This is a genomic window from Cryobacterium sp. PH31-O1 (assembly GCF_030063455.1).
Classification (GTDB): domain Bacteria; phylum Actinomycetota; class Actinomycetes; order Actinomycetales; family Microbacteriaceae; genus Cryobacterium.
In genome coordinates this window covers 109,707-120,983 of record NZ_JASITB010000004.1, presented here as the reverse complement: position 1 = coordinate 120,983, position 11,277 = coordinate 109,707, and the positions used below count along the sequence as shown (strand labels likewise).

Sequence of the window (11,277 nt, the reverse complement as noted above, 5' to 3'; positions counted from 1 at the left end):
CGAACCCGCGCCGGAGCAGCGGCTGGGCCGGTCAGGCGGGCGGGGCCGGGATGATCACCATGGGCGACTGGATGTTCAGCACGATCGAATGGCTGACCGAACCGAGCAGCACTTTCGAGACGCCCTTGAGCCCGTGGTCACCGACGACGAGCAGCGCGGCCCCGCGGGCGGCGTCGAGCAGCGCCGATTGTGGGGCGCCACGCACGAGTGAGGCGCGAATACCGAGCGCCGGATAGCGCCGGGAGACGGCGAGCAGCGACTCGTCGAGGATACGACGATGCGAGGTTTCCAGCGTCTGCAGAAACCGGGCATCGGGCTCGGTCGTATCGCGCCAGACCAGCGGTTCCTGCCAGGCGTGAATCGCGTGCAGCTCCTGGCCGCTTATATCGGCCTCGGCCGCGGCGAACTCCACGGCGGCATTCGAGGCCGTCGATCCGTCGACGCCGACCACGATGCCCGAGTGGTGCTTGTTGTCACTCTCCGGGATGATCGCGATCGGTCCGTTGGCCGAACCGGCCAGGCGCGCCCCCATCGACCATTCGTAGCGCAGGGTCGACCCGCGACGCCGGTGCGTTCCGACCACGACGAGAGTGTCGGTTCCGCTCAGGGCCCGCAGTTCGGTGATCGGGTCGCCGGAGCGCAGGTCGGCGTGCACGGTGCGGGTCGGATACTTTGCGCTCACCCGGTCCGCGTCATCTTTGAGTACCTCGCGGGCCCGTTCCGTGGCGGATTCCAGGGTGAAATAATCGGCTGACGACACCGTGCGGTCGAGGATGCGCACCAGGGTGAGGTCGCCGCCGTTCGAACGGGCGAGCGACCAGTCCAGGGCTGCCCTGGCGGGCTCCGAACCGTCCCAGGCGACCACCGTCTGGCTCCGTGTGAGTGTGTGCGTCATCAGCCCAATCCCTTCTCCGGCGGCGGGCCACGAGCGGAAATGCCGTGTGAGCGTCACCAACGATTGGTCTTCACGTTAGCCATCATGGCCACCCCCGAGTAGGGCCTTAAGTCACCTCCCGCCGTGAGGCAGCCGGTAAATCGAGGGGTGCCTCAGGCTGTGGTGATCGATCCAGTGTCGCTGAACGGATGCCGCGGTCCGGCCGCCGCCCGCTCCCGCAGCGACCCGCCCCACGCTTCAGCGCGGCGAAGCTCGCCGGGCACCAGGGCGATGCTCTTGTTCACCAGAAAACTCTCCGACTCGGCCACGAGATCTGCTCCGGCTGTGAGCAGGTGCTTGCCGATGCTCTTGGCGGCGTGCCCGGTCAGCAGGATCGGCCCCTCCTGCCGGGTATCGAACGCTGCCGCGCGGCAGGTCAGCCCCCTCAGGGGCGCGAGCCATTCGCGCACGCCGTTGCCCGCGGCATCCGCTTCGATGTGCAGGGTGTGCTGCGGGGTCACGGCCGCGTCGATCGCGCCCTGGCGGGTGCTCGGCCGGCTCATGCCGTGCACGTGGGTGGGGCCGCCGACCACGAGCAGGTCGACCTGGGACAGGTCGATGCCCGCAGCCTGGCTGGTGGGCACGAGGATGACCTCGGCCGGGGCCAGGCCGCGCCCGATCGCCTCCGCTACGAGACGGGTATTGCCGTACATCGATTCAAAGACGATCAGGGCGCGCATGAAACCTCCAGGAGTGTGCAGCGGACTAACGGGAAATGACAACCTTGAGCGCCTTGGTTTCGGCCGCGCGGCCGAAGGTGTCGTAGGCCTCAAGAAACTGGTCGAAGCTGAAATGGTGCGTGGCGAGCTTCTCGGCCGCCAACTTCTTGCTGGCGACGAGCTTCAACAGCATCTTCGTGGTGTTGGCGTTGACCAGGCCCATGCTTATGTTGATGTTCTGAATCCACAGGTTCTCCAGGTGCAGGTCGACCGGCTTGCCGTGCACGCCCACGTTGGCGACGTTGCCGCCCGGTCGCACGATCTCTGTAGCCATCGTGAAAGTCTGGGGAATGCCGACAGCCTCAATCGCCACGTCGACGCCCGCGCCATCGGTGAGGGCGAGCACCTGCTCTTTCCAATCCTTGGCACCGGAGACGACCGTGTCGGTGGCACCGAAGTCGCGGGCGCGCTCCAGCCGGTTCTCGTCGAGGTCGATCGCGATAATGGCGGCGGCACCATAGAGCCCGGCAGTGGCGATGGCGGCGAGGCCAACCGGGCCGGCGCCGATGACGGCGACAACATCGCCGGGCTTGACCCGGCCGTACTGCACGCCGATCTCAAAACCGGTCGGCAGAATGTCGCTGAGCATCACGCCCTGGTCGTCGCTGACGCCCTCTGGCAGTTTGTGCAGGGAGTTGTCGGCGTAGGGCACGCGCACGAACTCGGCCTGGGTGCCGTCGATGAGGTGCCCGAAGACCCAGCCGATGCCGGAGGCACCCTCGTCGCCGAGGCAGTGCGAGTACAGGCCGGCGCTGCAATTGCTGCAGTGACCGCAGCTCTTGATGCAGGAGATGATGACCCGGTCGCCGACCTTCAGGTTGCTCACCGCTGAGCCGACCTCGGTGATGGTACCGACGCCTTCATGGCCGAGGATACGCCCGACAGTGACGGCGGGAACGTCGCCCTTAAGAATGTGCAGGTCGGTGCCGCAAATCGTCGTCGTGTCCACGCGCACGATCGCGTCGGTCGGGCTCTGCAGTGTCGGGTCAGGAACATCGGTCCAGCTCTTCAGACCGGGGCCGCCATAGACGAGTGCCTTCACGAGTTTCTCCTTTTGTGGCAAATGGGGCGGGCAAACGACCCGTCAGAGCTACGGTACGACCGGGGACCGGATGCGGCTAGGGCCGAAGGTCCCGTAGCGCCGGCGCGGGGAATGGGCGGCTAATCGGGACTTCCGGCCCTATTCGCGAGGCCTGCGGACTGACAGGATGGATAAGAGGTGATGGGGCACCAGTTCTGGGCCCGCCCTTTCGAGTGCAGAACGAGGTAGAGCAATGAACCGGATGATTGTGGTTGGCATCGACGATTCGGCTGCCGGCGAAACCGCCCTCGCGTGGGCCATGGCCCGGGCCGAGAACGTCAAGAGCCCGGTGACGCTCATGCACACCGTGTATGAAACCTGGTTGGCCGACGGCTACGGCTATTACGACTCCATCCTCGACGCCGAGAAGAAGCTGCTCGCCGACGCTGGCGCCCGCGCCGCGGCCCTCGCCCCCACGGTCGTCACCCACACCGAGCTACGCACCGGCAGTGCACCGCGCGTGCTCAGCGAGCTGTCGAAGGATGCCGACCTCGTTGTCGTCGGCACCGCCCACAAGGGCCGGGTCGAGGGTGAACTCTTCGGCAGTGTCAGCCTGCAGATCGCCGCGCTGGCGACCTCCCCGGTGGCCGTCATTCCCGCGCTGCCCGAAACCGAGCGCTCCGGCGTCTATGTGGGCGTTGACGGCTCGGCCGACTCGGTGACCGCCGTGGCGTTCGCCGCGGCCGAAGCCGACCGCACCGGCCAGGAGCTGTTTGCCCTCTACGCGGTGCACCTGCCGAATCGTCGGGTGCTGCGCAGCATTCCGGCCGAGGCCGTGACCGAGCGCATGGAAGAGGAACGCGTCGTTCTCGCCGAGTCGGTGGCGGGACTCACCGCACGTTACCCCGACCTGGTGGTGCATCAGGTGCTCGAGACCGACGAGTCGCCGGCCCGGGCGCTCGTGGCCGCAGCCCGGCACGCGCAGCTGCTCGTGGTGGGCAGCCGCGGTCGCGGATCGCTGCAGCGCCTGCTGATGGGATCGGTCAGCCACGAGGTGCTGCTGCACATCACCTGCCCGACAATTGTCACCAGAACCGCCCACAAGTAGGGGCACCACCCGCCAAAGCGTGCGAAGGTTAGAGCCTAAGTCGTACTTGATGGGTGGGGACGAGAACAATGACGGATCAGACTGCCGCCGAGCTTGCCCTCACCCAGGAACGAATGCGCGGCCTGCTCGATGCCGTCGTGTCGGTGGCCGAAGACCTCAGCCTCGAAGCGGTACTCGAACGCGTCGTCACCGCAGCCTGCCAGCTTGTGCGGGCCCGGTTCGGCGCGCTCGGCGTGATCGGCGCCGGTCAGGCGCTCAGCCACTTCGTCACCGTGGGCTTCGACGACGAGACCGTGCGCAAGATCGGCCCGCTGCCGGTCGGTCACGGTGTGCTCGGGCTGCTCATTCGAGAACCGCACCCCATTCGCCTGCATGACCTGCACGATCACCCCGACTCCTTCGGCTTTCCAGCGCATCACCCGCCGATGAGGTCGTTTCTCGGCGTTCCGGTTCGGGTGCGCGACACGGTATTCGGCAACCTCTATCTCACCGAGAAGGAGGGTGGCGGCGACTTCACCGACGAAGATCAGGAACTTGCCGTTGCGCTCGCCGCGGCCGCCGGCGTCACGATCGAAAACGCCCGCCTCTACGACGAGGCCCGCGGTCGTTCACGCTGGCTCGAAGCGGTCGCCGAAATGGGCCGCGACCTGCTGCGACCGGTTGACGGCGACGAAGACAACGGCCTCGACCTCGTTGCCGAGCGGGTGCTCGCGGCGTCGGGCGCCGACCTGGCCGTGATCGGATTCCCCACCGGCGACAGCCTGTTCTGTGCGGCGGCGGCCGGCGCGCCAGCGTCTGAGGCGTCTGCGTCCGCCCTGGTTGGCACGACCGTGCTGCTCCAGGCCGATGTTTTGCGCGATGTGCGCGCGACCGGCCGGTCCGCGATGCTCGCGGGGCCGCCACTGCACCCAGCGGATGCCTCGCCCGGCCCCGCCGCGCACTGGTCGCTCCTGGGTTCCACCCTCGTGGCCGCGCTCGGGCCGGCCGGGGACGGCCAGGGCGTGATTCTGCTGTCGCGGGCGCCGGCATCCGCTGGGTACAGCCTCACCGATGTGGAGATGAGCGCGGTCTTCGGCGCCCAGGTGTCGCTGGCGCTCGAACTGGCCTCTGTGCATCGCATGCGCGAGGAGCAGGCCGTGCTCGGTGACCGCGACCGCATTGCCCGCGACCTGCACGACCTGGTCATTCAGCGGCTGTTCGCCGCCGGGCTGAGCATGCAGAGCCTGCGGCGGTTCACCAATGATCCAATCGCGCTCGACCGGATCAACGCCGTGACCAACGAACTCGACGACACCATTCGGGAACTGCGCGACACGATCTATTCGCTGCGCGGAATGGCGCAGGACACCGGCACGCTCAGCAGTCGCATCCTGGCCGTCATTAAAGAGGGCGCGGCGAGCCTCACCTTTGCGCCGCGCATCCGCTTGTCTGGACCGATCGATGCGCCGGTCACCGACGAGCTAAGCAGCAGCCTGCTGGCCGTGATCTCTGAGGGACTCAGCAATGCTGCGCGGCATTCCAGGGCGAGTTCGATCGACATCACGGTCGACGCCGATGCCGACCGCATCAAGCTCGTCATCGCCGACAACGGTTGCGGCTTCAGCAAGCCCACCCGGCGCAGCGGCCTCGACAACCTCAAGGAGCGCGCGGCGCTGCTCGGCGGCAAGTTCTCTGTGCGCAGCGTCGTGGGCGAGGGGACCCGGCTGCGCTGGTCGGTGCCGGTGCCGGAGGTTACCGTTGGTGTTCGTCTCCACGTTTCGCAACGTACACGGCGGCCTGGGTTCGGCGCTGAAAGTCCAGCTTCGCCAGCATCGACGACACGTAGTTCTTGACCGTCTTCTCGGCGAGAAACATGGTCTGACCGATTTCACGGTTGGTCAGGCCCTCGCCGATCAGGTCGAGCACCTTGCGCTCCTGCGCGGTGAGCGACGCGAGGCGGGCGTCTTGCGGGTCGGCCAGCCCGGCGATGATGCCGGCCTTGATTGTCGGGTCGAACAGCGAATCGCCGGCCGCCGCGCGCCGAATCTTGCCGAGCAGGTCGGTACTGCGAATCTCTTTCAGCACGTAACCGGCGGCCCCGGCGAGTACCGCTCCGCGCAGGGCCTGCTCGTCGTCGTAGCTCGTGAGAATGAGGCAGTGCACGGAGGGATCGGCCGACCGAACGTCGCGGCAGACCTCGATGCCGGTGCCGTCGGGCAGGCGGGCGTCGAGAATGGCCACATCGGGGCGTAACTGCAGAATCAGCGGTGTTGCCTCGGCCGCCAGGCCGCTGTCGGCAACTACGTCGAAACCCTCACCCTCGAGCAGCTCGCGCAGGCCGCGGCGCACCAATTCGTGGTCGTCGAGGATGAAGACGCGAATGCGGTCGGGCGTGCGCGCTGGGGTGATCATGGGGGTCCTTCCCGGCCGGGTGCGGTGCAGGCGGCCGGTGCTCGGTTGTCAGTCCTTCCAGTTTGGCGCGCGTGCTTACCCGGCGACTAGGGCCAAAGGTCCTTAAGAGCGCACCAGCCGGGCGATGGCAGCGGATGCTTCCTGCAGCTTGGCCTCGGCTGCCGCGCCGCCAGCCACGGCCGCGTGCAGCACGCAGTGGTTCAGATGGTCGTCGAGCAGGCCGAGGGCGACCGACTCGAGCGCGCTCGTCATTGCCGAAATCTGGGTGAGAATATCGATGCAGTACTTGTCGTCGGTGACCATGCCCTGCAGGCCGCGAGCCTGGCCCTCGATGCGACGCAGGCGTTTGAGGTATGCGTCCTTGTTCGAGATGTAGCCGTGCGGGCCGTCGTGGGTCTCTGACTCGGTCATGACATTACTGTACCCCCTTGGGGTATAGTGGGGCAACGGTACCCCCAAGGGGTATGCTGGAATGAAGGCCCCGTTGCGGGGTGTGGCCCCTTAGCGGGGAGAAGACAGTGAGGCATAACCATGAGCACCACGACCGCCTACGGCGTTGACGGAATGACCTGCAATCACTGCGTTGCGAGTGTGACCGAGGAGATCGGGGGTCTCGCGGGCACCGAATCCGTCAGCGTCGACCTGATCTCGGGCGGCACCTCCCGGGTTACCGTCACGAGTGCGTCGGCGCTCGACCCCGCTCTGGTTTCTGCTGCCGTGGAGGAGGCTGGCTACCAGTTGGTGGCCGTTTGATGTCCGCCGGTCAACAGGTTGACCTGCTCGTCGGGGGCATGACCTGCACCTCCTGCGCCGCGCGCATCGAGAAGAAGCTCAACCGGATGCCAGGCGTCGCCGCCACGGTCAACTACGCCACCGAGAAGGCGAGTGTTTTCGTTCCGGTCGGCACGAGCGTCGACGACGCCATCAAGACCATCGAAGCCACCGGTTATACGGCCGTGCTGCCGACTCCCGTGGTCGTGGACGATGCCGGCTCGCTTGAGGTCTCTGCCCTGCGCCAGCGCCTGCTGATCTCGGCCGCGCTGACCCTGCCGGTCGCCGTTTTATCGATGATTCCCGTGCTGCAGTTCACCAACTGGCAGTGGCTGGCCCTGACCCTTGCGGCGCCGGTCGCCGTCTGGGGCGCCTGGCCATTCCACCGGGCCGCCTGGCTGAACGCCCGGCACGGTGCCGCGACCATGGACACCCTGGTCAGTGTCGGTGTACTCGCCGCCCTCGGCTGGTCGCTCTACGCGCTGTTCTTCGGCCTTGCCGGGATGGCCGGCATGACCATGAGCTTCAGCTTCTCGGCCACCCCGGGAAGTGGCGCCGACGAGATCTATCTGGAGGTGGCATCCGCTGTCACCGTGTTCATTCTGGCCGGACGCTATGCGGAGGCGCGGGCCAAGCGCAATTCCGGCGCGGCCCTGCAGGCGCTGCTCGAGCTCGGTGCGAAGGAGACCACCCTGCTCAAGGACGGCGTGGAATCGCGCATCAGTACCGCGCTGCTCGTGGTCGGTGACCAGTTCGTCGTGCGGCCGGGGGAGAAGGTCGCGACCGACGGGGTGATCGTCGACGGTTCAAGCGCAATCGATGCGAGCCTGCTCACCGGCGAGTCGGTGCCGATCGAGGTCGGGCCAGGCGACAGCGTTGTGGGGGCCACGCTGAACTCCGGCGGGCGGCTCGTGGTGCGCGCTGTGCGGGTTGGCGCTGACACCGAGCTCGCCCAGATTGGCCGGCTGGTGGAGCAGGCGCAAACCGGCAAGGCCGAGGTGCAACGGCTGGCCGACCGGGTTTCGGGTATCTTCGTGCCGATCGTAATTCTTCTCGCCCTCGCTACGCTGGCCGGCTGGCTGCTGGTCGGTGCCGGGGCTTCCGTCGCGTTCACGGCGGCCGTGGCAACGCTGATCATCGCCTGCCCATGCGCGCTCGGGCTGGCCACGCCGACCGCGCTGCTCGTGGGCACTGGGCGCGGCGCGCAGCTGGGCATCCTGATCAAGGGGCCGCAGGTTCTGGAATCCACGCGGCGCGTCGACACGATCGTTCTCGACAAGACCGGAACGATCACCACCGGGCGCATGACGCTCTCCACCGTCGCTCCGCACGAGTGTGGTTCTGCCGATGAGCTGCTGCGGCTGGCGGGGGCGGCGGAAAGCGGGTCGGAGCATCCGATCGCGCGGGCCATCACGGCTGGTGCGGTTTCCCGGCTGGGCGGGGTGGCTTCCTCTTCGGAGTTTGCGTCGGAGCAGGGGCTCGGCGTGCAGGCCATGGTTGAGGGCCGGCAGGTTCTGGTCGGGCGGCCCTCATGGCTGATCGATCGGTGGCAGATTGCGATACCCATCGAGATGCAGGCGGTGATGGCGACCGCCGAGGGGCTCGGCAAGACGGCCGTCATGGTGGCCTGGGAGGGTCAGGTACGGGGCGTGCTCACCGTCGCCGACACCGTGAAACCCACAAGCGCTGCCGCCATCGCCCGGTTTCGAGCTCTCGGGCTGACGCCGCTGTTGGTGACCGGTGACAATACTGCCGCAGCGCAGACTGTTGCGGACGTGTGTGGCATCACCGATGTGACCGCCGGGGTACTGCCGGCCGACAAGGCGCGGTTGATTGCTTCCCTGCAGGCGCAGGGGCACGTGGTTGCGATGGTCGGTGACGGGGTCAACGATGCGGTCGCCCTCGCAACCGCTGACCTCGGTATCGCCATGGGGTCGGGCACCGATGTGGCCATCGAGGCGAGTGATCTCACGCTCATGCGCAGCGACCTGCTCGCCGCAGCGGACGCCATCCGCTTGGCTCGCCGCACCCTCGCGACGATCAAGGCCAACCTGTTCTGGGCCTTCGCCTACAACGTCGCGGCGATTCCGCTCGCTATGGCCGGGCTGCTGAACCCGCTCATCGCCGGGGCCGCGATGGCCCTGTCGTCGATTTTCGTGGTGACGAACAGCCTGCGCCTGCGCGGCTTCCGGGCCCTGCCGGCCTGAGCATTCCGGCCTGAGCCTTCCGGACGGGGCCCGGGCCCCGTCCGTGGGCCCAGTTTATAGACTGGGCCCCGGTTCCTAAGGTGGGCCCGGGCGAGCGGATACCCCGCCGTGCCGGCTTGTGCGCGGATACCCCTTGGGGTATCCTTGGGCTGGAGGTAAACGTGAAAATCATCATCGTAGGCGGAGTTGCGGGCGGAATGTCGGCGGCAACGAGGTTGCGCCGGCTCGACGAGACGGCCGAGATCATCGTGTTCGAGCGCGGCCATTACGTGTCGTTCGCGAACTGTGGCCTGCCCTATTTTGTCGGTGGAGTCATAAGCGATCGGGGCGATCTGCTGTTGCAGACCCCCCAGTCTCTCGGAGCCCGTTTCGCGCTCGACGTGCGCGTCGACACGGAGGTCGTGCAGATCGACCGCGTCGCTCAGACCGTCACGGTGCGCGACCTGCTCACCGATGTCGAGAGCGTCGAATACTACGACCGCCTTGTGCTCGCTGCCGGAGCCTCCGCCAGGGCCGGCGCTGTGAGCGACGCCACCATTCCCACGCATACGCTGCGCACGGTCGACGACGTCGACCACATCACGGCGGTGCTCGCGGGGGCGGGCGCGGTATCCGCTGTGGTGATCGGCGGCGGCTTCATCGGCCTCGAAGCCGTCGAAAACCTCGTGCACCGCGGCGTGCACGTGACCCTCGTGCAGCGCGGGCCGCAGATCTTCACCCCGCTCGACCCCGAGATGGCCGCGCCCGTGCTTGACCGCGTGCGCGAACGTGGCGTCGACGTGCGGCTGAACACGATCGTGACCGGGCATTCTGGTGACAGTGTCACCCTCAGCGACGGCACAACCGTGTCGGCCGACCTCGTGATCGACGCGAGCGGCGTGCGCCCCGACGTGACCCTCGCGGAGCAGGCCGGCCTGCGCATCGGCGAGAGCGGCGGCGTCTGGGTCGACGGCACCCAGGCCACGAGCGATCCGCTCATTTTCGCCGTCGGCGACGGTGTCGAAAAAACGGATGCCGTCACCGGCTCCGGCACGCTCGTCACCATGGCCGGTCTCGCGAACCGCCACGGACGCTCCGTCGCTGACAGCATCGCCGGCACCGCCGAGCATGCCGCCCCGGCCCTCGGCACCGGAATCCTGGGGATCTTCGGTCTCACCGTGGCACTGGTCGGCTGGAACGAAACACGCCTCCTCGCCTCCGCGCGCGCGCACCGCATCGCGCACACCCACCCCGCCAACCACGCCGGTTACTTTCCCGGCGCGGAGGGCATGTCGATGAAACTACTCATCGACGCCGATACCGACGCCATTCTCGGGGCGCAGATCGTCGGCGGCGCGGGGGTGGACAAGCGCATTGACGTCATCGCGGTGGCGATGGCGGCGGGGCTGGGCGCATCCGCTTTGACGCGTCTCGAACTGGCCTATGCGCCGCAGTACGCCTCGGCGAAAGACCCGATCAACCAGCTCGGCTATGTGGCCGACAACCTCGCGCGGGGCACAAGCGTCAACCTGCAATGGCACGAATTGGAGGCTGCGCGCGCGGCGGGCTCCGTGCTTATCGACGTGCGTTCAGCCGGAGAATTTGCGGCGGGCAGCATTCCGGGCGCGCTCAACGTGTCACTCGACGACCTGCGGGCACGGCTCAATGACCTGCCCCGCGTGCCGCTGATCGTGCACTGCCAGGTGGGCCAGCGCGGCCACACCGCCGCGCGCATACTGGCCCAGAACGGCTTCGATGTGAAAAACCTCGACGGCGGTTACCGCACCTGGCTCGCCGGAACGTCTAGCCTTGTTGTTTCCCCCATTGCTGAAAGGGTCCTCGCATGAAAGAGATCACCGTCACCGAGCTGTCCGCGCTCACCGAGCCCGTCGTCATTGACGTGCGCGAACCGTGGGAGTACGAAGCCGCCCACGTGCCCGGCGTAACGCACATTCCCATGGGGGAGGTCGTTGCGAGAATCGGCGAGATTCCAGCGGATGTGCCGGTGCACGTCATCTGCGCGATCGGCGGTCGCAGCGCGCAGGTTGCCGAGTATCTCGCAGCTCACGGCCATGACGCCGTGAATATTGCCGGCGGCACCACCGCCTGGCAGCAAGCCGGACTTCCGACCGAGCAGGGGGCCTGAG

The 11,277-nt window shown here is 67.4% G+C and carries 11 protein-coding genes; 6 read left to right on the top strand and 5 right to left on the bottom strand.

Going from position 1 to position 11,277, the window contains the following annotated elements:
* Positions 1–31: 31 nt before the first annotated feature.
* The 3 genes from QMK31_RS09815 to QMK31_RS09805 all read right to left on the bottom strand — a co-directional run bounded on the left by QMK31_RS09815 (position 32) and on the right by QMK31_RS09805 (position 2,695).
* On the bottom strand, positions 32–895 hold the full coding sequence (locus QMK31_RS09815) for a universal stress protein (protein ID WP_283500766.1): 864 nt from the start codon (positions 893–895) through the stop codon (positions 32–34).
* A 152-nt stretch (positions 896–1,047) separates the two neighbouring features.
* Positions 1,048–1,614, bottom strand: coding sequence for a flavodoxin family protein (locus QMK31_RS09810; protein WP_283500765.1), 567 nt, complete (start codon positions 1,612–1,614; stop codon positions 1,048–1,050).
* Positions 1,615–1,639: 25 nt separating this feature from the next.
* Complete coding sequence (locus QMK31_RS09805) at positions 1,640–2,695, bottom strand: zinc-dependent alcohol dehydrogenase family protein (RefSeq protein ID WP_283500764.1); 1,056 nt, start codon at positions 2,693–2,695, stop codon at positions 1,640–1,642.
* A gap of 232 nt (positions 2,696–2,927) precedes the next feature.
* Here QMK31_RS09805 and QMK31_RS09800 point away from each other — a divergent pair, with 232 nt between their 5' ends.
* Entirely contained in the window at positions 2,928–3,782 is an 855-nt protein-coding gene (locus QMK31_RS09800) for a universal stress protein (protein WP_283500763.1), read from the top strand.
* A 68-nt stretch (positions 3,783–3,850) separates the two neighbouring features.
* Complete coding sequence (locus QMK31_RS09795; RefSeq protein WP_283500762.1) at positions 3,851–5,614, top strand: GAF domain-containing sensor histidine kinase; 1,764 nt, start codon at positions 3,851–3,853, stop codon at positions 5,612–5,614.
* Here QMK31_RS09795 and QMK31_RS09790 read toward each other — a convergent pair.
* Together QMK31_RS09790 and QMK31_RS09785 are read right to left on the bottom strand one after the other, a co-directional pair.
* Positions 5,514–6,173, bottom strand: coding sequence for a response regulator (locus QMK31_RS09790; protein WP_283500761.1), 660 nt, complete (start codon positions 6,171–6,173; stop codon positions 5,514–5,516). The two genes, QMK31_RS09795 and QMK31_RS09790, sit on opposite strands and share 101 nt — an antisense overlap.
* Positions 6,174–6,275: 102 nt before the next feature.
* Positions 6,276–6,584 carry a metal-sensitive transcriptional regulator gene (locus QMK31_RS09785; RefSeq protein ID WP_283500760.1) on the bottom strand — a complete coding sequence of 103 codons (309 nt, stop codon included), beginning with the start codon at positions 6,582–6,584 and terminating at the stop codon, positions 6,276–6,278.
* Positions 6,585–6,704: 120 nt separating this feature from the next.
* Between QMK31_RS09785 and QMK31_RS09780 the strand changes: the two genes are divergently transcribed.
* The 4 genes from QMK31_RS09780 to QMK31_RS09765 all read left to right on the top strand — a co-directional run bounded on the left by QMK31_RS09780 (position 6,705) and on the right by QMK31_RS09765 (position 11,276).
* Positions 6,705–6,926: a heavy-metal-associated domain-containing protein gene (locus QMK31_RS09780; protein ID WP_283500759.1), complete on the top strand. Its 222-nt coding sequence runs from the start codon at positions 6,705–6,707 to the stop codon at positions 6,924–6,926.
* On the top strand, positions 6,926–9,151 hold the full coding sequence (locus QMK31_RS09775) for a heavy metal translocating P-type ATPase (RefSeq protein WP_283500758.1): 2,226 nt from the start codon (positions 6,926–6,928) through the stop codon (positions 9,149–9,151). The genes QMK31_RS09780 and QMK31_RS09775 overlap by 1 nt, the downstream gene beginning before the upstream one ends.
* 161 nt (positions 9,152–9,312) lie before the next feature.
* Positions 9,313–10,977: an FAD-dependent oxidoreductase gene (locus QMK31_RS09770; protein ID WP_283500757.1), complete on the top strand. Its 1,665-nt coding sequence runs from the start codon at positions 9,313–9,315 to the stop codon at positions 10,975–10,977.
* A complete protein-coding gene (locus QMK31_RS09765) occupies positions 10,974–11,276 on the top strand; it encodes a rhodanese-like domain-containing protein (RefSeq protein ID WP_283500756.1) in 303 nt (100 codons plus the stop codon). The genes QMK31_RS09770 and QMK31_RS09765 overlap by 4 nt, the downstream gene beginning before the upstream one ends.
* The last annotated feature ends 1 nt before the right edge of the window (position 11,277 follow it).